19 protein-coding genes are annotated in these 22943 nt (G+C 62.2%); 11 read left to right on the top strand and 8 right to left on the bottom strand.

Features of this window, described 5'->3' with window-relative positions; all coding sequences use genetic code 11:
* Positions 1–104 precede the first annotated feature (104 nt).
* The 6 genes from thrS (at position 105) to MY494_RS00760 (ending at position 9228) form a co-directional block, all read left to right on the top strand.
* Entirely contained in the window at positions 105–1823 is a 1719-nt protein-coding gene (gene thrS / locus MY494_RS00785) for a threonine--tRNA ligase (RefSeq protein ID WP_247912080.1), read from the top strand.
* 6 nt (positions 1824–1829) lie between these two features.
* Entirely contained in the window at positions 1830–2834 is a 1005-nt protein-coding gene (gene glk / locus MY494_RS00780) for a glucokinase (protein WP_247910845.1), read from the top strand.
* A gap of 31 nt (positions 2835–2865) precedes the next feature.
* Complete coding sequence (thrB, locus tag MY494_RS00775) at positions 2866–3810, top strand: homoserine kinase (RefSeq protein ID WP_247910844.1); 945 nt, start codon at positions 2866–2868, stop codon at positions 3808–3810.
* Positions 3811–3964: 154 nt separating this feature from the next.
* On the top strand, positions 3965–5590 hold the full coding sequence (locus tag MY494_RS00770) for an NAD(P)H-quinone oxidoreductase subunit 4 (protein ID WP_247910843.1): 1626 nt from the start codon (positions 3965–3967) through the stop codon (positions 5588–5590).
* 63 nt (positions 5591–5653) lie between these two features.
* Positions 5654–7780, top strand: coding sequence for a M3 family metallopeptidase (locus MY494_RS00765; RefSeq protein WP_247910842.1), 2127 nt, complete (start codon positions 5654–5656; stop codon positions 7778–7780).
* Positions 7781–7818: 38 nt separating this feature from the next.
* Entirely contained in the window at positions 7819–9228 is a 1410-nt protein-coding gene (locus MY494_RS00760; protein ID WP_247910841.1) for a hypothetical protein, read from the top strand.
* Here the strand turns inward: MY494_RS00760 and MY494_RS00755 are convergent.
* The 8 genes from MY494_RS00755 to MY494_RS00720 form a co-directional block, all read right to left on the bottom strand.
* The gene (locus MY494_RS00755; RefSeq protein ID WP_247910840.1) at positions 9202–10332 is read right to left on the bottom strand and encodes an alpha/beta hydrolase; all 1131 of its coding nucleotides are present in this window, start codon (positions 10330–10332) and stop codon (positions 9202–9204) included. The two genes, MY494_RS00760 and MY494_RS00755, sit on opposite strands and share 27 nt — an antisense overlap.
* A 3-nt stretch (positions 10333–10335) precedes the next feature.
* The gene (locus MY494_RS00750; RefSeq protein WP_247910839.1) at positions 10336–10875 is read right to left on the bottom strand and encodes a hypothetical protein; all 540 of its coding nucleotides are present in this window, start codon (positions 10873–10875) and stop codon (positions 10336–10338) included.
* Positions 10876–10900: 25 nt separating this feature from the next.
* Positions 10901–11605: a DUF6629 family protein gene (locus MY494_RS00745; protein WP_247910838.1), complete on the bottom strand. Its 705-nt coding sequence runs from the start codon at positions 11603–11605 to the stop codon at positions 10901–10903.
* A gap of 76 nt (positions 11606–11681) precedes the next feature.
* The gene (locus MY494_RS00740) at positions 11682–12281 is read right to left on the bottom strand and encodes a triacylglycerol lipase (protein WP_247910837.1); all 600 of its coding nucleotides are present in this window, start codon (positions 12279–12281) and stop codon (positions 11682–11684) included.
* Positions 12282–12285: 4 nt separating this feature from the next.
* The gene (gene folB, locus MY494_RS00735) at positions 12286–12657 is read right to left on the bottom strand and encodes a dihydroneopterin aldolase (RefSeq protein ID WP_247910836.1); all 372 of its coding nucleotides are present in this window, start codon (positions 12655–12657) and stop codon (positions 12286–12288) included.
* Positions 12654–13895, bottom strand: a complete 1242-nt coding sequence (locus MY494_RS00730) for a glutamate-5-semialdehyde dehydrogenase (RefSeq protein ID WP_371820729.1) — start codon at positions 13893–13895, stop codon at positions 12654–12656. Before MY494_RS00730 ends, folB begins: the two co-directional genes overlap by 4 nt.
* Before the next feature lie 102 nt (positions 13896–13997).
* A complete protein-coding gene (locus MY494_RS00725; protein ID WP_247910834.1) occupies positions 13998–14885 on the bottom strand; it encodes an ROK family protein in 888 nt (295 codons plus the stop codon).
* A gap of 9 nt (positions 14886–14894) precedes the next feature.
* Complete coding sequence (locus MY494_RS00720; protein WP_247910833.1) at positions 14895–19322, bottom strand: translocation/assembly module TamB domain-containing protein; 4428 nt, start codon at positions 19320–19322, stop codon at positions 14895–14897.
* 33 nt (positions 19323–19355) lie between these two features.
* Here MY494_RS00720 and MY494_RS00715 point away from each other — a divergent pair, with 33 nt between their 5' ends.
* From MY494_RS00715 to MY494_RS00695, 5 genes are all read left to right on the top strand, one after another.
* Positions 19356–19829 (top strand): Ycf51 family protein, encoded by a 474-nt coding sequence (locus MY494_RS00715; protein ID WP_247910832.1) that lies wholly within the window; start codon positions 19356–19358, stop codon positions 19827–19829.
* Positions 19826–20239, top strand: coding sequence for a DUF4332 domain-containing protein (locus MY494_RS00710; RefSeq protein ID WP_247910831.1), 414 nt, complete (start codon positions 19826–19828; stop codon positions 20237–20239). The genes MY494_RS00715 and MY494_RS00710 overlap by 4 nt, the downstream gene beginning before the upstream one ends.
* 61 nt (positions 20240–20300) lie before the next feature.
* Positions 20301–20585: a hypothetical protein gene (locus MY494_RS00705; protein ID WP_247910830.1), complete on the top strand. Its 285-nt coding sequence runs from the start codon at positions 20301–20303 to the stop codon at positions 20583–20585.
* A complete protein-coding gene (locus tag MY494_RS00700; RefSeq protein ID WP_247910829.1) occupies positions 20582–22141 on the top strand; it encodes a CocE/NonD family hydrolase in 1560 nt (519 codons plus the stop codon). The genes MY494_RS00705 and MY494_RS00700 overlap by 4 nt, the downstream gene beginning before the upstream one ends.
* A 21-nt stretch (positions 22142–22162) precedes the next feature.
* The gene (locus MY494_RS00695; RefSeq protein WP_247910828.1) at positions 22163–22939 is read left to right on the top strand and encodes a DUF3887 domain-containing protein; all 777 of its coding nucleotides are present in this window, start codon (positions 22163–22165) and stop codon (positions 22937–22939) included.
* The last annotated feature ends 4 nt before the right edge of the window (positions 22940–22943 follow it).

The following is a 22943-nucleotide window of genomic DNA, read 5'->3' as shown; positions in this document are numbered from 1 at the left end:
CCCGACCTGCCGAGCCTGCAGCCAGTGAAGCGGGGCAGGACGTGGTGACGGTGCATCTGCCCAAGACCAGCGAGAGCGAGCAGCTTCTGCGCATCCGCCACTCCATGAGCCATGTGATGGCCATGGCGGTCCAGCGGCTCTTTCCAAAAGCCCAGGTGACCATTGGTCCCTGGACCGAAAACGGCTTCTACTACGACTTCGATAATCCTGACCCCTTCACGGAGGCCGACCTCAAGGCCATCAAGAAGGAAATGATCAAGCTCATCAACAAGAAGCTCCCGCTGGAGCGCCTTGAGGTGAGCCGCGCTGAGGCCGAACGCAAGATTCAGGCCCAGAACGAGCCCTACAAGCTCGAAATCCTGGCGGGGATTCACGAGCCCATCACCCTCTACACCCTCGGGGAGGAGTGGTGGGATCTCTGTGCCGGCCCCCACGTCAGCAACACCAAAGACCTCAACGCCAAAGCCTTCGACCTCGAGAGCGTCGCCGGTGCTTACTGGCGCGGCGATGAGAACAAGGCCCAGCTTCAGCGGATCTACGGGACCGCTTGGGAAACCCCAGAGCAGCTCAGCGAGTACAAGCGCAGGCAGGAAGAAGCCAAGCGACGGGATCACCGGCGAATCGGCACCGACCTCGATTTGTTCTCGATAGAAGACGAAGCCGGTGCCGGCTTGGTGTTCTGGCACCCCCGCGGCGCCCGCATGCGCCTGTTGATCGAGAACCTCTGGCGAGAGCTTCACTTCAACGCCGGTTACGAGCTGCTCTATACCCCCCACGTCGCAGACATCAGCCTCTGGAAGACCTCCGGGCACCTCGACTTCTACAGCGAGTCGATGTTCGGCCCGATGCAGGTGGATGAGCGGGAATACCAGCTCAAGCCCATGAACTGCCCCTTCCACGTGCTGACCTACGCCAGCACCCTGCGCAGTTACCGCGAACTACCGATCCGCTGGGCCGAGCTGGGGACGGTCTACCGCTATGAGCGCCCCGGGGTCATGCATGGACTGATGCGCGTCCGCGGCTTCACCCAGGACGACGCCCACGTCTTCTGCCTCCCTGAGCAGATCAGCGACGAGATCCTGGCGATTTTGAATCTGACCGAACAGATCCTCTCGACCTTCGATTTCCTGAACTACGAAATCAACCTCTCGACCCGTCCCGAGAAATCCATCGGTGAAGACGCGGTCTGGGATCTAGCGACCCAGGGCCTGATCGAAGCGCTGGAGCGCAAAGGCTGGGACTACAAAATCGATGAAGGAGGCGGTGCGTTCTACGGACCGAAGATTGACCTCAAGATCGAGGACGCCATTGGCCGGATGTGGCAATGCTCCACGATCCAGCTGGACTTCAACCTGCCGGAGCGCTTCGACCTGAACTACGTCGCCGCCGACGGTTCAAGGCAGCGGCCGATCATGATCCACCGCGCCATCTTTGGCTCGCTGGAACGGTTCTTCGGGATCATGACCGAGAACTACGCCGGCGACTTCCCCTTCTGGCTTGCGCCCGAACAGATCCGTCTACTGCCGGTGACTGATGAGGTGCGCGACTACGCCGAATCCGTTGCCGCAGGCTTGAAAGCGGCTGGAGTCCGGGCCAGCGTCGACCACTCCGGTGATCGACTGGGCAAGCTGATTCGCAACGGCGAACAGATGAAGATCCCCGTCCTAGGGGTGATCGGCGCCAAGGAAGCCGAAGGTGGGACCATCAGCCTCCGCAGCCGCCGGGATGGAGACCTCGGCAGCATCGCCTTTGACACCCTTGTGGCCGCTGCTCAAGCGGCGAATCAAGATCGGGGAGCGGGGCTCAAGATCAGTCCCTGCTGATCCTCGATGACCACGCTTCTAGCCGGCGATATCGGCGGCACCAAGACACTTCTCGGGCTGTACAGCCTCGAAGGAACGGCGCTGATCCAGCGCGCGAGCCAGCGCTACGTCTCCGCCGATTGGCCTGATTTCTCAGCCCTGGTCAACCACTTCCTCGAAGGCCAAGCCCAGACCTTCGCGCGCCCGCAGCAGGCCTGCTTTGCCATTGCTGGACCGGTCCGGCAGGGACGCGTCAAGCTCACCAACCTGCCCTGGCTCCTGGAGGAGGAACGACTAGCGCGGGACTGCCAGCTCAAGGCCGTCGAGCTGGTCAATGACTTTGCGGTCTTGATCTACGGGCTACCGCATCTGCAGCCCGAACAACAAACGACCCTGCGGGACCCTTCTGGCGGTCAGCCGGACCCGAAGGCTCCCATTGCCATCCTCGGTGCTGGGACTGGCCTCGGGGTCGCCGTGGGAATTCCAACGGCCAGCGGCTTGCAGGCCATGGCCAGCGAGGCCTCCCACGGCGAGTTCGCCCCCTGCAACGAAAAGCAGTGGCAACTCAAGCGCTGGCTGATGGCCGAGCTGAACCTCCCGCGCCTCTCGATCGAACGGATCGTCAGCGGCACAGGGTTGGGGGATGTGATGCGCTGGCACCTGGCGACCCATCCCGATGGGCGCAACCACGCCTTGATGGGCACCGCAGACACCGAGCTTCCAGCGGCCACAGCGGCGGCGGCGGGCGGCGGTGATCCCCTCGCCCGCGCGGCCTTGGATCTCTGGCTGGAGGCCTACGGCAGCTGTGCTGGGGATCTGGCTCTACAGAGCCTTTGCTATGGCGGTCTCTGGGTGGGAGGAGGAACAGCGGGCAAGTTGCTCGATGAACTGAGGTCAGAGCGGTTCCTCCGCCCCTTCCTCAACAAAGGACGTCTCAGCCCAGTGGTGGAACAAATCCCAGTCCATGCCTTGGTCGATGGAGAGACAGGGCTCTTCAGCGCCGCCTGCCGGGCCCGGCATCTGAACGCCTGAGTGGGACACTGAGCCCAGCAGAACAGAGCGCATGGCCCGCCCCCGCATTGGACAGGGGGTTGTGGTGGATGTCCCCGCCACAACAGCCAACTTGGGTCCCGGTTTTGATTGCCTTGGAGCAGCCCTCGATCTGAATAACCGCTTCGAGATGCGCTGCATCGAAGGCAGTGGCGAGCGGTTTGAACTGGTGATTGAAGGCAGCGAGGGATCCCACCTTCGCGGAGGCCCCGACAACCTCATCTATCGCGCCGCTCAGCGGGTTTGGAAGGAGGCAGGTGAAGAACCGATTGCTGTCGAGGCACGGGTTCGCCTAGCGGTCCCCCCCGCCCGGGGACTCGGAAGCAGTGCCACTGCGATCGTGGCTGGATTGATGGGAGCCAACGCCCTGATCGGCGAGAAGCTCAGCCGCGAGAAGCTGCTTGAGCTCGCCATTGACATTGAGGGGCACCCCGACAACGTGGTTCCTTCTTTGCTGGGAGGCCTCTGCTTGACGGCGCGGGCAGCATCCCATCGCTGGAGGGTCGTGCGCTGTGAGTGGGACCCCAAGGTGATGGTGGTGGTCGCCATTCCTGCGATCCGCCTATCCACCAGCGAAGCCCGGCGGGTCATGCCGAAGGCCATCTCCATCCCGGATGCGGTCACCAACTTGGGTTGCCTGACCCTGCTGCTGCAGGGCCTGCGGACCGGAAACGGCGACCTCATCGCCGATGGCATGCACGACCGCATCCATGAGCCCTATCGCTGGGGCCTGATCCAAGGGGGCCAGGAGGTCCGCAATGCAGCCATGGGTGCAGGAGCCTGGGGCTGCGTCATCAGCGGCGCCGGGCCAAGCATCCTGGCGCTTTGCCCAGAGGAATCCACTGTGGCGGTCAGCAAAACGATGGTGCGGGCCTGGGAGGGTGCCGGCGTTGCCTCGCGCTCTCAAGTTCTGCAACTCCACCAGGGCGGGAGCCGCTGGGACCACCTGCCTTCCTAGGGGTTGAACCCTGGGTAGAAATGCCTAGGGCAGATCTGTCTCGCTGGTAGATTTGATTGCCAATAGGCACCTCCCGTAGGAGGAGGGTTGAGTCCCCTGAGGGCTGGACCCAGATACGGGATATCACCGAAGACATCCAAAAGCCGTGTACGCGATGGACGCCAACCTGCCCCTGATGGCCGCGTCCGCTGCGCTTCCAGGCTCAGCATTTGGTGACTCCGCCCTAGCCGATGGCATCCTGGCGGCGGCGCCCACCACGTTCCCTTGGCTGAGCCTGATCGCTCTGCTGCCAGTCGCGATCGCTCCGCTGGTGATGCTCCTCCCGGGAGATGGCACCGATCCCAAACTCCCTCGGACCGTTGCCCTGATCACGCTTTTGGCTGATCTGGGGCTGATGCTCTACGTCTACAGCCAGCATTACGACGGTTCGATCGCTGGGCTGCAGTTGGTTGAGCGTTTTGCCTGGGTCCCATCCCTCGGACTGGAGTGGTCCCTGGCCACCGATGGGCTCTCAGCACCGCTTGTGGTTCTTTCTGGACTGGTCACGTTGCTCTCGGTGGCAGCGAGTTGGAACATCCAGAAAAAGACGCGGCTCTACTTCGCTCTGCTTCTGGTCCAGGCATCAGCCCAAGCCTTGGTGTTCCTCTCCCAAGACTTCCTGCTCTTCTTCTTGGCCTGGGAGCTGGAGCTGGTTCCGGTCTACCTCCTCATTGCCATCTGGGGCGGCCAACAGCGTCAATACGCCGCCACGAAATTCATCCTCTACACCGCCACAGCGTCACTGCTGATTCTTCTCAGCGGCCTTGCCCTTGCCCTCAATGGCCCCTTCACCCTCAACCTGAGCGAACTCATCGCCCGCTCCCCCGGGGGTGTCTTCGGCCTGCTCTGTTATCTGGGCTTCCTGGTCGGCTTCGGTGTGAAGCTGCCGATGTTCCCGCTCCACACCTGGCTCCCCGATGCCCACGGTGAAGCCAATGCACCGGTTTCGATGCTTCTGGCGGGGGTGCTGCTGAAGATGGGGGGGTATGCCCTGCTGCGCTTCAACGTGCAGATGCTGCCTGAGGCACACGTGCAATTGGCTCCGGCTCTCATTGTCCTGGGCATCGTCAACATCGTCTATGGGGCCCTCAATGCCTTCGCACAGGACAACGTCAAACGACGGATCGCCTGCAGCTCCGTCAGTCACATGGGCTTTGTGCTCCTCGGCATCGGAGCAATCGACAGCCTTGGCATGAGCGGGGCGATGCTGCAGATGATCAGCCACGGGCTGATCGCCGCAGCGATGTTTTTCGTCACCGGTGTTTTCTACGAACGCACCAAGACCCTCTCGATCCCCAACATGGGTGGCCTGGCCAAGGTTCTGCCGATCACCTTTGCCTTCTTTGTCGCCAGCTCCCTGGCCTCCCTTGCCCTGCCGGGCATGAGCGGTTTCGTCAGTGAAATCACGGTGTTTCTCGGCGTCACCAGCAACGACAGCTTCACGGTCGGCTTCCGGGTGATCGCCGTTGTCCTGGCCGCCATCGGAGTGGTTCTTACCCCCATTTACCTGTTGAGCCTCTGCCGACGGGTGTTCTTTGGCCCACGGATCCCCGCACTGGCAGTGCTTGGCGACATGAAGCCCAGGGAATTAATGATTGGCCTGACCCTGCTGGTCCCGACCCTGGTCATTGGCTTCTGGCCCCGCTTGGCGATTGATCTCTACGAGGCGAGCACAACAGCCCTTTCCAACAACCTCGCGCAACACGCCGTGGTTGCCCTTCGGCTACCCGCCCTCGGCTGATCCCCGCCTGGGTCTGCAACTGGGCTGAAATGGGCTGATCACAGGCCCATTGCCTCAGCCCCAATGACTGTAAGCAGCGCCGCCACCGCCACCACTCGGCCGGAGATCCTCCGCGGCGAGGGGCTGCCGAACTTCGAGGCCATCACTCCCGAGGCTGTCAGCGAACACATCCCCGGACTGATGCAGTCCCTGGACTCTGAGCTGGGAGCACTGGAGGAAGCCCTAAGCCAGAAGCTGGATCAGGACCTGGCACTCAGCTGGAACGACGTCATCGCTCCCCTCCAGCGACTCGGTGAACGGTTGCGTTGGAGCTGGGGTGTGGTCAGTCACCTGAATGGGGTCTGCAACAGCCCTGAACTGCGCGATGCCCATGCCAGCCAGCAGGCGGCGGTTGTTCAATTCGGCAACCGCGCTGGCCAAAGCCAGGTGATCTATCGGGCCCTCAAGCAGCTGCAGGAACGGCGATCAGAACTCGATGGCACGCAACAACGAATTCTGGACGCAGAACTGCGGGACATGCAGCTGCGTGGTGTCGGTCTAAGTGGAGCCACTAAAGAGGCCTTTAACGCCACCAGTCAGACCTTGGCTGAGCTCTCGACCCGCTTCGGTAACCACGTTCTGGATGCCACCAACAACTGGACCCTGCGCCTAACCGAAGCCGACCAGGTCATAGGACTACCGGCGAGCCTGCTGGAGCAGCTAGCCCAATCGGCCCGCCAGGCCGGTGATCAGAGCGCCAGCGCCGAGGAGGGTCCATGGCTCATGGGGCTCGACATGCCTCGCTATGTCCCGTTCATGAAATACAGCCGCAGGCGTGACCTGCGGGAGCAGGTCTACAAGGCCCACATCAGCAGGGCATCGGGTCAGAACGGCAGCGATCTCAACAACTGGCCCTTGATCGAAGAGATCCTGACCCTGCGACGGCAACAGGCTGAGCGTCTGGGATTTGCCAACTGGGCGGAGCTCAGCATTGCCTCAAAAATGGCCGACTCTGAGCAGTCGGTCGAAGCGCTACTGGAGGACCTGCGCAGCGCGGCCTATCCGATCGCGCAACGGGAATTACAGGCCCTGGCCGCCTGCGCCCAAGCCCATGGGGCTTCTGAGGCAGCGGAGCTCCAGGCCTGGGACATCAGTTACTGGTCTGAGATTCTTCGCCAGGAGAGTTTCGAGCTCGACAGCGAAGCCCTTCGCCCCTGGTTCCCTCTACCCCAGGTCCTCGATGGGCTCTTTGCCCTGAGCGAACGGCTGTTCGGGATCAGTATCGAAGCGGCCGATGGGGACGCGCCGATCTGGCATCCGGATGTGCGTTTCTTCCGAATCCTGGAGCAGGGCGAGGCCATCGCCGGGTTCTACCTCGATCCCTACAGCCGTCCCGGGACAAAGCGTGGCGGAGCCTGGATGGATGAATGCCTTGTGCGCTCCAAGCGCGATGACGGCAGCTCGGTCCTGCCGGTGGCCTACCTGATCTGCAACCAGAGTGCACCAGTCGGGGACACACCGAGCCTGATGACCTTTGACGAGGTCGAAACCCTCTTCCACGAATTCGGGCATGGCCTCCAGCACATGCTCACCAGCGTGGAGCACCCTCAAGCCGCCGGCATCAATGGTGTCGAGTGGGACGCCGTTGAGCTGCCCAGCCAGTTCATGGAGAACTGGTGCTACGACCGCGCCACCTTGATGGGGATGGCCCGGCACTGGAAGACCGGTGAACCCCTACCGGAGGCTGAGTACACCAAGTTGCTGTCCGCGCGAACCTTCATGGGGGGTTCGGCGACCCTGCGGCAGGTGCACTTTGCCCTGGTGGACTTGCGCTTGCACAGCCAATGGCAACCTCACTCCGGCGTGAGTCCAGAGGCTCTCAGGCGAGAGATTGCCACCACCACATCCGTGTTAACCCCCATCGACGAGGACGCCTTCCTCTGCGCCTTCGGTCACATTTTTGCGGGGGGCTATGCAGCCGGGTACTACTCCTACAAGTGGGCGGAGGTCTTGAGTGCCGACGCCTTTGGCGCCTTTGAAGAGGTTGGACTGGAGAACGAGGAGCAAATTCGCGAAACGGGTCGCCGCTTCCGAAACACGGTCCTCAGCCTGGGGGGAAGCCTCGATCCCAAACAGGTGTTTGAGTGCTTCCGTGGTCGTCAACCCAGAAGCGATGCCCTGATCCGTCACTCCGGCCTGGTAGCCGTCTAGGACGAGCCTCTGCAGGATGGGGGGAGATGGGCCGCAACATGGCTCCTGGCTCTCCCCTCTTCTCCGTCACCGATCCTCTGCAACTGGATCCGGAGTGGACCTGCGGCGTTCCCCTGCTCGCCTTTGAAGAAGCCCTCGAGCAAAGCGTCTTTCGCTCCGGTTTGACCCGATCGGATTGGCTCAAACGCTTGGCGCACCAGCTCCACAGGCCCCGCTTGCTGCCACTGCTCTGGCTTCTGCCCAAGGGGTGGAAGTTAGCTCCAGCGGACTTACCGCAACGGGTTCAGTCCCTTGGAGGACTCGTGGAGCGCGAATTGCTGACTCCAGCCCTGCTCGGGGCTGTGGCCGATGGACTCCCCCACCTCTTGCCGGAGGAGAGCGGGGCGATTGGGCGTTGGCGTGGGGCACCAGAGGTCAACCTCCCCACCAGCCTGGAGCAACTGTTACGGCTTGATCCCGGACTCTCAGATCCAGCAGAAGCCAACGGAGACTCCGCGGATGCCGGGCACTTGAGCGGTGGGCTGATCTGGCACAACATTGGTCTCAACCATGAACAGTCAGCTGGCGAACGGCAACGCAATGCCCTGACCGCCCGCGTCCTGAATCGTCTCTCCGCCAATGGACTGGGGGGCGTTCCATGGCAGATCGATGGAGCGAGCAGCTGCAGGAGCTGGTTCGAGCAGTTGCAGCAAAGCGGCTGGATGCTGCGTGCTCAGTTGCGCGCGAGCGTGGCCAGTTTTGGCCTGGGTGCAAGTCTGCCGAAGTCAGGTCAACCCACGCCAGGCTGGAGTCAGGTGCCTTTGGCATTGCCCATCCGTACGGGGCTCTTAGGGGACGACGGGCAGGAGATTCAAAGCTTGCTCCCCCACAGCTGCCTGGAGCTGGAATGGCGAAAAGGCGAGGATCTCCTTCGCCTGCAGTACTACCAGGGAACAGAGGGGCTTTGCGGTTGGGAAGCGCTGAACGATCTGCATCGTCCCTGGCAAAACGACCGTGATAATGGAACAATCCGCTACTTCGGTGAGCCGTTCGAGGGTGAACGTCTCCTGGACGTCATGGATCTCTGCGAGCTCGTGGCGTTGATCCATAACCAGGAGAGCGAAGACGATGGCCTCTGGCTTGGGGGCTATGGCGCCTTGGGGTTCTGCATCGATAGCTCAGCGGTGTTGCAACAGGCCTTGGATGGACGCTGCGATCTCTTTCCCTGCCTGCTCGGCGGCATCTGGCGCGAACGGCTGCTGCATCGGGCCCGGCGGTTGCAACAGCAGCTGAACCCGCAGCATGAGTTTCAACAAAGGGCGCTGCAGCGCTACTGCCAAGCGATCACGGCTTTGCCCCACGACGGATTTTGTTTTGGCGAGACCAGGCGGGATGCTCAACGCCGCCTGAAAGCCTGCCAACCCCAGAGCAGTCCGTTCCGCTTAGCCCAGCAGGCCCTCCTCCTCTGACTCAATCGCCAGAACGATCTGCTGGACGACATCCTGCCGATGCAATTCGGCAAACGGTCCCTTCAGACCATTGTGGTTCATCCCGTCAATCTCGCGCCGTTCGATGCAGGAGCACTTCAGCGCTCGATTCCAATTGGAGAGGGGAAGCAACGGCGATCGCCCCGGATAGGCAATGCGACCAAAGGCCGCCACTGGGTCACGACTGCCAACAATCATCGTGATTTTCGAAAGCTGGTTCAACAGTTGGTTGCCACTGAACACGCCACAGAAGCTGACGATGCTCACCGGTGCCCGGCAAATGCGACGCAGGTACTCCGCCACCCCCATCGCCATCTCTGCTCCACCGCTATATCCCACAAGAACGACCCGTTGGCCCTGATCCGGCCTGAAGCCGACCTCTCCCAAGCGCAACGCAATCTTGAGGGAGAGCTCGTAGTTCATGATCGGGCCGTAGCGATGATCCGATGAAATCCCAACCTTGATGACGTTGTTGGCTTGAACCAAGACAGCGGCCAGCAACTGGATCCAGCCGTTGGGATGCTCTTCTTGCAACGCAAACAATCGGCGCCAGAACCAGGCACTACCGAGGTCTTGGGCAAGGGCCACGGGCAGAACGGTGTAGGCCTCTAACCCCTTCACCAGTCGGGTGGAGCCATTGAGCTGCTGATCCAGGAGTTGAAGAAAGGCTGAGACCCTTGGCGGATGATCCCGCTCCAACTGGTGGATCCCATCGAGGTAGACCACAAAGCAGCGGTGCTCCTTCGCTGCAGGAGTCTCGGGGAAAAGGACCGTTGGTTCAGGGAGTCCATCCAACCAGCCCTCCCAAAAGGCAAATTGCGTGACCAGCGAATAGATCCCAGCCGTCGGGATTAACACCAAGAGCAACAGGCCAGACCAGCGCAACAGCAGGCTGATGTCCGTCCAGTCAAAGATCGATCGCAGGGCCAAAAGGACATGGCCCACACCAAACCAACTCACCCCCAGGCCAACGGCCAACACCAAGACGACAAGTCCGAGCCTGGAGCGCAGACTGTGCTGCTGCACCTGAATTGCGGCTTCATTGGCCCTAGGGCGCATGGGACCGGCCTCGGACCTGGGGTTCATGACTCAAGACCCATGGGCATCGGAGAGTTGAGAGGCCAGGGTGCTGTATCCCGCCTGCCAGCTTTGGCGAAAGAGCAACCAGACCAACACCACAGCCACGGCATATCCAGGCGTCGCCAGGAGCAGCGCTTGGCCATAGGGCAAGTCGAAGCGCGCATGCAACAACGTCACCACGTTGAGATGCATGAGCACCCAGATCACAAAGCCAATGGTTTCACCGACGTAGGGGGCTGCCACGAACAGATAAAAAACTGCAGGAAGCAGGCAAACAGCCACCCCATTGACGAAGGCACTGGGATGGATATGGGCGCTAGCACTTGTGGCCAGCAGCACCATATCAATGGTGCTGCTTAAGAGAAAAGCCACCGAAAGCATCAAAGCATCAAGAATCAGGTGAATGATGATCTGGCGGCGATTGAGGCGATTGGCCAGAAGCGAAAAGACATGGGAAAGAGACATCGAAAGCCCCACCAAGAGCAGCAAGCCCAAACCGATATCAGCTTGAACAAGCCAACCGCCTAAAGCATCCAGTGCTGTTTGCACCCCCACGCTGAGACCTCCTGAAGATCTACTGACCTGATGCAGCGCGCAGGGCAGGCCGATTCACAATCCAGATGACGTAGATGGAGAGCACAGCGCAGTAGAAACACCAAACGGAATTAAATGTGGCGCTATAGGTCAACCAGGTCAGGAAGATCGAGACAAAGATCAGGACACCAAACAGCTTGACGGCTTTATCCGAGAGTGCGATCAACGGGAGAACAATGAAGCCCCAGTAAGCCAGTTCACCCACGGGCTCGGTGTTCACAAAGTTATGGATAATGCTGTGCAGGTTGGAAACGTCGTAGAGCAAACGGCCATTGCTATGAACTGCCGGTTGAAGGGCCGGTGGGTCAAACAAGACGGGCAAGTAGAAGGCAACCCCGAGGACCGTTGCCACAATCGCGACCCAGCGGAGCCGCTTTTGCAGTCCCTTGGAGTCGGTCGTTCGACTGATTGACCAGGCACTCCATGGAATCCAGATCATCCAGAAGCAATAGGCGAAAAAGAGAAAGCCGAGGCCGGCCAAACTACTGAGCGGCTCCACGCCACCGTTATCAATCGCTGTCCACTCCAGGCCTTCAACAAGTTGTTGGACCCCAAAGAAAAAGGGCACCAGTGCCAAGGGCACATAGTCACGCTTGCCCGTTTTCTGCGCGATATGGGTGCTGTAGAGGCCCAACGGCATCAACACCGCTGATGCCGTGAAACTGGCCGAGGCTGAAAAGCACATGCGAGGCCTTCAAACTTGGCCTACCCATAGACACGTTGCCAAAAGGAGACAACAGCGTTGATGAGATTCGTTGTTGTTAAGGAGCGAGCAAAACATCAGCCACTACCGCTGCGGCGCGCGGGTTAGCGATCAGTTGGCGATGCGTCCAAACGGGCAGGGCCTGCCGCGGCCCCTGGGGGAGAACCGCTCGCCAACCTGGAAAGACCGTGATGTCCGTGCGGCTGTACAAACTCACGCACTGCAAGCCATCCAATTGATCACGCCCTACATCCAGATCACGCAGAAGTGCGCTTCCGATCTTCATGTCGGCAATGCCCGCCAATGGCCAACTCGGAATCAACTGGGCCGTCAAGGTGCCCTGCTGAGGACTCCCCAAACAGACAAAGCGGCGGGTCCGTCGTGCCCCACCCCACTCCTGCAACCAGGTGCGGGCAATCACCCCACCCATCGAAAACCCAAACAGGTCGAGGCAGGTCTCGCTGCCAAAGCGCTCCCGAATCACCCCGTCCAGTTTACGGGCGAGCTGTCGAATCGGGGTCGCCCCCAGGCGATGGGGCAAGTGGGGAGCAAAGAGCTCTAAATCTGGTTCGCGCTCCAGCAACATCTGCTCGAGTCGCCCAAAGAGGCGAGGGGTATCCCACAGCCCATGGATCAGCACCAGAGGACGCTCTGACATGGTTTCAGGGCGATTGGTGACGGCTGCGCCGCACGCCCACCTGGCCGCCAAATCCAGGCACTGGAGCCTGGCATTTGCGCAGTTCAATGGCCATCGGCACCGGACCGTAGAGGTCCTCAAGCAAATCCAGGATCAACTCACTCCAGTGCTCCAAGGTCTGACAGCGCAACTGGGTGGCCTGGCGCTGCAGGGCCTGAATGGCGCGGCTGTAATCCAGGGTTTCTCCCACGTCATCGCTGGCAGCAGCGGCGCTGAGATCCCAACCGAGGTGGATATCGAGTTCGAACCACTGACCTGTTGCACGCTCGTGGGGAAGAACACCTACGTGCGCCCAGAGGCGCAGGTCACGCACCAGGATCCGGTCGGAGCCACTCACAAGGGGCAATCGCGATGGCTGAAGTTGCGGGCCCCTGAGGCGTAGTCAGCCGCGATATGACCATCACCACGCAACAGGTAGCGATAGGTCACCAGACCCTCCAGACCCACGGGACCGCGAGGCGGGAGGGTTTGGGTGCTGATGCCAACCTCAGCTCCAAAGCCGTAGCGGAAGCCATCGGCGAACCGGGTGGAGCAGTTGTGATAGACACCGGCGCTGTCCACACTGCGTAGGAACGTCTCCGCCGTCGAGCCGTTGGAGGTGCAGATGCACTCCGTGTGCCGAGAGCCGTTGCGGGCGATGTGATCCAGGGCCTGCTGCAGGTCATCCACGACCCGCACCGAAAGAATCAAATCGGAATACTCCGTTCGCCAATCCTCCTCACTGGCCGCATTGGGGACACCCAAGGACTGGCTGCTCGCATCCCCACGCAACTCCACACCAGCCTGGGCAAAGGCCGGCAACGCCTGCTCCAGGAAGGCTGCGGCACTAGCCCGGTGGAGCAGCAGGGTCTCAATCGCGTTGCACGCGGCTGGGTATTGGGTTTTGGCGTCCAGGGCAATCCGGAGCGCCTGGGCGACATCGACCTCCTGATCGACATACAAATGGCAGACCCCATCGGCGTGACCCAGGACAGGGATGCGGGTGTTGTCCTGAATGAAGCGCACTAGCGCATTGGAACCACGGGGGATGATCAAATCCACCAGTCCATCCAGCTTGAGCAAGGCCAAGCTTTCTTCACGGGAGGTCAACAACTCCAAGGCCTGGGGGGAGACGGCTGAGGCCGTCAATCCGGCGCGAAGTGCCGAGAGGATGGCGGTGCAGCTGCGGTTGGCCTCCCGGCCCCCTTTGAGAATGGCGCCGTTGCCAGAGCGAATCGCCAACGAGGCGATTTGCATGACCGCATCAGGGCGGGCTTCAAAAATCACCCCCAAGACTCCAAGGGGAACGCTGAGTCGCTCCAGCACCAAGCCGGAATCCAACTCTCTGTGCATTTGGCGAACGCCCACCGGATCGGGCAGCTGGGCCACCTGACGCACCCCGTCAATGGCCCCAGCCAACTTCTTGGCATCCAGCTTCAGCCTGGCCACCAACGCCGGAGCCAGACCATCGGCTGCCGCGGCCTCCAGATCAGCTGCATTGGCCGCCACGATCTGGCCGGCCTCGGCTTCGAGGGCATCGGCCATGGCCAGGACCGCCTGCCGCCGCTCTTGATCACTGCAACGCCCCAAGGCCATCGCAGCGCTGCGAACGGCACCAGCGCGCTGCAGCAGTTCAGGCGATGGATCTGGAACGTTCACACACTTCTCTGGCTCGAATGAGCATCATCCCAGCTGGACTCAAACGCGAAGGCGCTCCAAGGCCAAGCGTGCTGCCCCCAGCCGCCCAGCACCGTTCCCGAGCTGAGCACGGCGAATCTCAAGGCCCTGGCGGCTTTCGGCCTGCACCCGTTGCTCCACCTCCGCCAGGGCGCTGGGCAAGAAATGATCAGTGGCGGCACTCAGCCCCCCCCCGATCAAGACCAGCTGGGGTGTGAGGACATAGATCAGCGAACTCAGTCCGACCCCAAGCCAACGGCCGTAGTCACGCCAGGCCGCCAGAGCCTCAGGGTCACCAATACGGGCCAGCTGATCGAGCTTCTGTGGCTCAACATCCATCAGCCGACGTAAGCCCGAGATACTGCAGTGCTGCTCCAATGAGCCTCGGTTGCCGCTGTTGCAGGGAGGGCCCTCAGGATCGACGCTGATGAGCCCGGGCTCAGCCGCCGCGCCGCCGTGGCCGCTGAACAGTTGACCGTTCAGGAGGACCCCACCACCCACACCGGTTCCCAAGGTGAGCAGCAACACGTCGCGATACCCCACAGCGGCCCCTCTCCAGGCCTCCCCCATCAGGGCACAGTTCCCGTCATTGGCGAGGGTGACGCGCCGCTGGAGTTGCGGCTCGAGCCACTCCGCCAGGGGAATCTGCTGCCAGCCCGGCAGGTTGATGCAGACCCGAGCCACCCGCGCCTCAGCATCCATCGGTCCGGGCAAGCCAACTCCAACCCTGGAGGCCAATCGATCGGGATCGAGGACAGCGACGGCCTCAACGATGGCCGTCACCACCCCCCCGGGCATGGCCGGCTGCGGGGTAGGGCATTCCAACTCGGCCAGCAACTCACCATCGGTTGAGAAGCGCCCGAGCTTGATGGCGGTGCCACCCACATCCACTCCGATCAGTTGGCTCATGGGGGGCAGCTAGAAACGGAAGAAGACCTGCATCTGGGTCTGCCAACGGGCCTCCGCATCAATTGAGGTCTGCAGTCCAAGCCATGGCTTGGCCTGATAGCCAAGGGTCAATTGCGGAGGGATGTCACTGCGGTTCGGAGCAGCCAGCACGGAGGCGTTGAAGCGCTCAGTCACATCCAAGCCGATATCGGTGACGGGGACCAGTTGCGATGGCACCTGACCTGAGCGGTTGGAATCCACGTCGTAGTTCGTGGGCAAGACATAGGCCGGGTAAATCGCAAAGGTGAGGCGCTGGCCAAGGAGTTCCGTCAGGCTTCCCACCAGGGGAGAAAGCAGCGACTGCCCCACCACCGTGGCCACGGCCGCTCCGGCATTCCCCCCAGCCAGCCCCACCAGCGAATTGCCACCGATCAAGGCCAAGAGTCGATCTTCCGGCAAAGGCGGTGTGCTGGTCAGACGAATGTTGTCCATCAATTGATCGGCTGGGCCGGTGACCTCGAGCCGCACCCGCACCAGTTGCAGCTGATCGAAGCTGTTCGGGGTCAAGGAGGAGTTGCTAAAGGATCCGTAGGTGTTCCAGTCGTAAATGGTTGAGCGGTTTCCATCACCAAAGGCCGAGAGGGTGTCTGACACCCGTGTGCGTAGGACGATGTCCACGTAGGGAATCAGACCCAGACTCGGAGTGAAAACGGCCACGTTGGGAGCATCGGGGTCCAGGCTGAAGGTGGTGGTGAACAGTCCCAAACGACCCCGCAGCAGCCGAACCACCCCACTGATCTGAATGTCGGGATCCAGGGGACCGTTCAACGTCAAAAAGCCGCCGGCACCGAAGTTCAAGACGTTGGGAACTTCAACGCGGAGATCCCGGCCGAAGCGCAGCCTGAATCGCTCAAAGCTCACCAAGCCCAGGTTGGGAAGTGCCGCCCGGAGGTCTTGGCTGCTGGAGCTTTCCAGCTGACGTCCCATGACCAACAGGGGCTTGCTGAAGTCCCACTTGGACTCCAGTAGGGCAGGGAGAGAGGTGGCTTTGCTCGGTGCTTCTTCTGTGGCGAGCTCACCGGGCTGGACATTCAGCGCCCCATGGCTCAAGGCCAGCTCACCGCCAAGAACAGGGCGCAGCAAGCTGCCACCAATCTCCACGGTCCCGTCGGCAACGGCGGCCATGCGCGCGAGCTTGAACGGAACTTGCTTGAAGGTGAGGCTGAGCTGCCTCGGTTGTGGCCCATCCGTAGGGGAAAACAGATTGAGATCGCCGCTACCGCTGAGCTCGCCCTTCTTTCCGACCCGCGCGGTCAGGGCTTGCAGCTCCAGGGAGCTGAAGTCGAACAGCACCACCGCATCGAGATCGCGAACCGTCTGATCCGCCAGTTGCAACACTCCATTGCCGAAACGCAGGAAGCCGTTGGCCACCGGCTCCAGCAACGAGCCGCGCACCAGCAGCTCCAGGTCGGCACTCCCCTGCTTCCACTGAACCGCTGAACCCGAGAGAGCGGTGAGGAAGCGCAGGCCATCGCCGCGGCTACCAATCCGTAATTCGAGATCGTCCGACGAAGCCAGCAGGGGAACCTTGCCGCGCAGATCGACGACCTCCGTCGAACCACCTCCGCGCAGAACCCAATCGAGCTCAAGCCGATCGTCCTGAAGCTTGAGGTCGCCGCGCTCTAAAGCCAAGCGCTCCCCATTGAGGGAGCCATCTTGTAGGGCCAGGTTCAGCTCAAATGCCGGGCGTTGATCTGGGCCGCCAAGGCGATAGGTGCCGCGACTGGAGAGCGAACCGCGCAACCCATCGGGAACGGGGGCCACCAAGGCCAACAGCGCCAGGGGCAGATAGGCCAGCTCAAAGTCCCCCCCTTGGTTGAGGGGCCCATGGAGCCGCACGACTGTGGGCTGATCCGTCAAAGCCAGGTCACGGTCTGATCCCTGCAGCCAAAGGTGTCCCTTCGCTGCCAGATCAACAAACAATCGATCCGCTGATGGCCCCCTCAGGGTGAAGTCGGCATCGAAGACACCACGTAGGTCCTGCAGCTCGGCTTGACGCTGCGCGGATTGGGCCCGTTGGCGTTGACGCTGAGCTTGCGCCAAGGCCGTCAACTGATCCCCCAGGGAGAACCCCTGGGTGTTGAAGACCAGCGTGCCCAGGTCGAAGGCACGACCCGATGGAGCCAGGGGCAAGCCGCCCCATTGGGGAACGGCAGCCAGGATCTCCTGCAGGGTTTGCGATTGGAGTTGGCGCGCTTCCAGACGCAGCCAAAGCGGACCAGCCTGTTGACCTTTGAGCTGAATCCCTACCGTTCCAAAGCCCAGGGCCGCCCACTGACCATCGAAACGGAAGCGGCGCTGGCTGATCTCCGCTTTGGCTTGGAGCGACCGCCCAAAGACCCCCAAGAGCTGGGGTTGATCAACCCGAAGCTCACCATCGAGGGCTAGGGGCTTCATGGCCAAGGCCCCTTGACCACTGAGATAGCCAGAGAGGGGTTGGTGAGCGGCTGAAGGCCAAAGGGCCAGGTCAAAGCCCGAGAGGGGGAAACGCCTGGCACTCCAGCGGTAACGCTGGTTGGTTCCGCTGAAGGCGAGGGAGCCCCCAGCCCGCGTCAGGTTGACCGTGGTGGGCCACCAACGGGGATCCAGCACCGCCTGCACGGTTCCCGGGACCGTGGTGTCCTGAACCTGCAGGCGGAGACGGGTCCCTCCCTTCGGCAGGCCCTGGAGTTGACCAACCCAGCTTTCCTCAAGGCCGATCAGACCAAAACCAGGTGCCTCAGCCCGCAGGCTCAGATCAGGACTGAGCCGTTGCAGGGGTCCTTGAATAGTTCCTGTCGCGCTGAGTCGTCCGCGCAGCGCGGTCCCAACCAACGGCGAGAGGCGCTCAAGGGGAAAGCGCCGCAGATCCAGGTCAAGGCGCATGGGCGTGCCCTGCAGCGGCAACTGGCCCTGGGCCGACAAATAAGGGGAGGCGAAGGTCTCCAGTCGCAGGGCAGAAGGACGCCAGGTCAGCCGCGATCGAATCGAACCCAGCAGCGGATTGTTCGGTTGCTCAACGTCCAGGCTCAGCTGGGGCTGACTCCAATCGCCCCTTTGCTGAAGCTGAAGTTGAAGGTCCTTGGTGGAGCCCAAGAGCGTGCCCCAGTCCTGCTGCTGACGGCGGCCCAGCGCCAGGCGCTGACTACGGAGCTGAAGCCTGGGCCAAAGCGATCCGCTGGCCACCAGCTCGCCTCCACCCTGTCGAAGCACCAGCCGCTCCAAAATGGCGTCAAAGCCCTTTCGGTTTCGCAACAGGGCTTTGGCCTGGAGCTGCAGTGGCAGAGGCGGTTGGTTGGCCAAGGCCAACCCCTCCAGCTGTCCGTCGAGCTGAAGATGGAGCTGAGGCAACCGGCCCGCCAGCTCCGCTTTGAAGCGATGGCCCGCCTTGGGTTCACGGGCTTGGAGTCGCAGCTGAAGCTGATTAGACCGCGCACCAATCAAGGGCAGCTCTCCCTGCAATTGCCCGCGCCAACTGCCCCACAGCAGGGGTGAAGACGCCAAGCGAAGACCCTGGGGACTACAGCGCAGGTCAAAGCGAGCGGACCGCACGGGATCAACAGATGCTCCAGGCGCCCAGCGCAGCTGATTGAGCTGAAGCTGACCCTGACAGCGGTCAATGGAGGCCGTGCGTTCAAAGCGCAAACGGCCATTGAGGTCGCCACTGAGATCAGCCTTGACGCCCCCGGGCAGCAACCGCACCAGGTCTGAGAGCTTCAGCGCTTGCGGCTGTAGCTGCAAGCGCAAGCGTTTGCTCTGCCAGTCATTGCGGGCATCGATGTGCAGCTGACCACCACCGCCAGGCCTGATCTGAAGTGCGGTCTCCAGGCGGCGGCGGCGCAAATCAACCGCCAGGGATCCGTCCAAAGCCACCGATGTAGAAGCGCCCTTGGCCGGGTGCAGACGGACCTGGGCAGGCCCACCGCTGAGGCCATAGCGAAGGATGAGCGGCGGCGGCTCAGCGCCGGGGGGAATGCGCCCGAGCTGCCAGAGGGAACCTTGGCTGTTGCGCCGCAAGTCGACGCGGGCGCGATGGATCTGAAACTGAAGGACCCAGCTGCGGGTTAAGAGGCTGCGCAGCGGATCGAATGCCACCGCAACCGATTCCGCATCAATCGTGGACGGGTTGTCGATTCCGGGCTTAAAGCGACTGCCGCCGGCGGCCAAACCCAGGGGACGCAAGCCGCGGTAAGGCCCCAACTCCAGGGGATGGCCCATGGCGCGACTCGCCAACAACTCGAGCCAGGGTTTGCGCAGGTCGTATTGCCAGGCCGCGACCCGGTCGAGGCCAAACCAAGTCAGCGCGATTCCCGCAGCCGCCAGCAGGGCAGGCAGGGAAGAGGCCGCGGGGCCGCGCGTTCTGGGATTCCTTCGGCGGCGCGCTGGGCCCGTGGGTCTCGGGGGCTGAGAAGGCCGCAATATAAAGGTGTTTCTTGATCCAGAACATTCCCCATGCGTGCCGATCCCCTCTTGCTCACGGCTGGCGAATGGCTGGGGATTGCCGCTGGTGGACTGCTGCTCATCACAGTGGTGGCCTTCGTGGCGCGCTGGGGCTTCCGCTTTCGCCTGGTGGGCGTCACGAGCTTCACCGTGCTGCTCTCTCTGTCCTGTCTGGCCTTTGCTGTGAGCTACGCCCCCAGGCTGGTGGTGGAAGGGGCTGTGAGCGTTCCGGTTGTGTTCGACAACGGCTCAGACCTGGTGGTAGCAGCCGCCCCTGCGGACCTGACTGCTGAGACCTTCGGTCCCAGCGTTGAGCAGGTCGCTCGCAACCTGCGCGCCAGCGGCCGAAAGGACCCCACCGTTGAAGTGCGCCTGCGCCGCGTCGAGCCCCAAGGCGATGGAAGCGATCGCCCCATCGTCCTGGCCACCGCCATCCGCGATTGGACCACCGGCGAGGTGGACGTCAGCGTCAACGCCAAGCGGTGAGCAACGAGCCTTGCCCTTCGCCCTATCCCCTGCCCTCCCATTTCTCCAGGGAGCAGGCGGTGCTCATTGCCGCCGGCATTCAAAGCTGGGAGGCTATTGCTGGGCTGACTGATCGGGACCTCGATCAGCTCTCGAGGAGAGGCGGAGCGCTCGAGCGTCAGCTCCGGAAACTGCGCGGCCAAGCCCAGCTGGTGGTGGAGTTGGATCTTGAGCCCTACCAAGCCGCGTTGTTGCTCTATGCCGGGATCGCCAATCGAGAGGGCCTGGCTGCGGCATCCCCCCAACAACTCTTGACGCAGTTGGGGCGCCTCGAGCGGACTTTGACCGGGATGGCCCCAGCCCGCGTTTCGCCGTCGCTGGTGCGCGCCTGGATCCAACGGGCACAGCAAGCCGGTCGCTCAAGGAACTGACCCCTGATCCGCGGCGAAGTATCGCAGGCGACCTGAAATGTAAATAGTCAGAGCTCCTTCAGTGACACGCCCCCGCCTCTGCGGCCTGTCCCTGGCCGCCACTGCCCTCAGCCTGATCTTTGCCTCCCCGGCTCTGGCGGACTCAGCTCTGTTGGAATCGGTGAAGCAGAACCCCCAGAAAGCCAAGTCCCTCTGCGCCGAGCTGCAGGGTCTGAATGCCCGTGGGATTTCCTACAACTCCCCCGAAGCCACGGCCCAAATTGCCCAACAGCAAGGGCTGAACACAACCGACGCTGAAATTCTCTCCACCTATGTGGTGGGCCTGTATTGCCCGACAGTCCGGTGACTCAGGAGCAGCTGCGCTGCGCTGACGGCACTGTCCTGGAATCAACCCTATGGACGCCTGGGGGCGAAGGTCCTTGGCCCTGCCTGCTGATGCGTCAGCCCTACGGGCGCGCCATTGCCTCGACGGTCACCTACGCCCATCCGAGTTGGTACGCCCAAGGGGGGTTTGCAGTCCTTGTGCAGGACGTGCGCGGACGTGGCGACTCCGAAGGAGCGTTTCTCGGATTTCAGCAGGAGGCCAGCGACACCAGTGAGACCCTGCGCTGGATGCGCCAGCAACCCTGGTGCAACGGCAAGGTGGGGACCTACGGCTTTTCGTACCAAGGCCTTAGCCAGCTGCTCTATTCCAGTACTGAACACCTACCTGATGCCCTAGCCCCGGCGATGTGCGGGCTCGATGAGCGTTTGCATTGGGCCAGCGAGGGCGGATGTCACTGGTGGGCCTTGGGGTTGGGCTGGGCTCTGCAACTGGCGGCTCAACATTGCCAGCGCGAAGGCGACCACCAGGGCTGGGAGGAGATTCGGCGCAGCCTCGAGGACGGCGCTTTCGTGCGCGATGGCATGGCCTTGCTAGAGCGCTTTGACCCCACAGGGATGGGGCTGCGTTGGCTGAAGTCAGACCCCAGGCAACCGGACCACTGGGTGCAGCATCACACTCCCCAAGAGCTCTGGCAGCGGCCCATGCTGCTCATTGGCGGCTGGCATGACCCACACCTGATGGGCGTGCTGGACCTTTGGAACCGCTCTTCATCCGCTGGAGGTGCCACGCTGCTTCGGATCGGCGCCTGGAGCCACCTGAACTGGAAGGGGGGAGTCGATCAGCTGCAGCTGGACTTCTTCCATCACCATCTCTGCGGCCATGAACCCGCCACCCCCTTGGCTGGAACGCAGCTCATGGAGTCAGGATCCGGGCAATGGCAGGTGCGATCACCACGGGAGTGCTCTGGCCAACGCTGGCGATTAGCCAGCGGCGGACGAGCCGCCTTGTGTCTGAGCGATGGGCAACTGCTCGAGCGGGCCACCAGCAGCTCGGACGTCGTGATCGTGCATGACCCTTGGCGAGCCATGGGCGGCCGAGGAGGGCACCTTGGGCTGGATGCAGGACCGGTCGATCGCAGCGATCTCGATGCCCGCACGGATGTGGCCTGTTTCACCACTGCCCGCTTCGATCAAGCCACCGAAGTGTTTGGTCAACCCCAGCTGGAGATTGAGGCCGAAGCCGATCAGCCCGGATTTGATCTTTGCCTGGCCCTCTCGCTCTGCCACATGGATGGCCGCGTTGAACAACTCTCGACAGGGGTTGCCCGCTTCCTGGGGCCATCAGCCCAACGCTGCCAGCGGCGCTCCGTGGCACTCCAACCGCTGCTGATCAACGTTGAGGCCGGGTGTGCCCTGAGACTCTCGATCGCCCTGGCGGCCTGGCCGCAGATCGCCGTTAACCCAGGCGATGGATCTCAGCCCCGATCAGGTGTGAGTCCCAGCCATCGCGTCATCACTGTGTCCCTAAAGCTGCCCAACGCGGCCCTCAGCATTCTTCCGATGGTTGGGGCAAACTGAGGCCCACTCTGTGCCTCTGCAATGCCGCGCCAACTGCGCCTGCTCTCCGCCGGTCTTGGGTCCTTCACCCTGGCCATGGCGACGTCTGGCCTGTTGGCGAGCCCTGCTCCTGCGGAGGCGTTTCCCCAGCAACGTCTCAGTCCAATCGCCCAGGGCAGTGCCCTGAGCGTGGACCAGGCTCGGGCCGCTGCCGTTCGAATCCTCAAGGCCGTCAAAGACGGGGACGCAAATACCCGCTACGCCCAGTTCTCAGCTGAACGGCAGGCGATCACCAGCCCTTCGATGATCGCGGCCACCATGCGGACCCAGCCGAAGGTCCTGAGCTACACCTTGCTGAGTGTTCGCAGCGGCATGGGCAAGAGCACCGTTGAAGCCGAGCTGAACACCAGCGCCGGGAAGCGCGTGGTCTTCATGGTCCTCAATGGCGACGGCAAACTCTCGCGCTACTACGTCGATCGCGCCGACGATGCCAGCAGCATGGTTGCCAAGGGCTTCATCGAAGCCGTGAGCACGGGCAACTTCATCACCGCCCAAAGTTTCCTGAGCCCTGACTTCCAAGAGGAGATCACCCCTGATGCCCTCCAACGCAAGTGGCTGGGGCTGCAGCGGATCACCGGCAATTTCGTCAACATCAACCGCGTTGTCGAAGCGGAATCCACCCCGGACACGCGCCTGGTGCTGGTCAATGTGCACTTCAACCGGCTGAGTGACAATCTCTACGTGATTCTCAATAACGAGAACCAAATCACCGGCGTCGACTTCCCCGAGGAACCCGCTGCACCGGCTGCAGCTTCTTAAGCAA

It is taken from the genome of Synechococcus sp. A10-1-5-1, assembly GCF_023115425.1.
Taxonomy (GTDB): domain Bacteria; phylum Cyanobacteriota; class Cyanobacteriia; order PCC-6307; family Cyanobiaceae; genus Vulcanococcus.
Note: the sequence above shows the minus strand (reverse complement) of the source record. Positions and strands in the feature narration are given on the sequence as shown.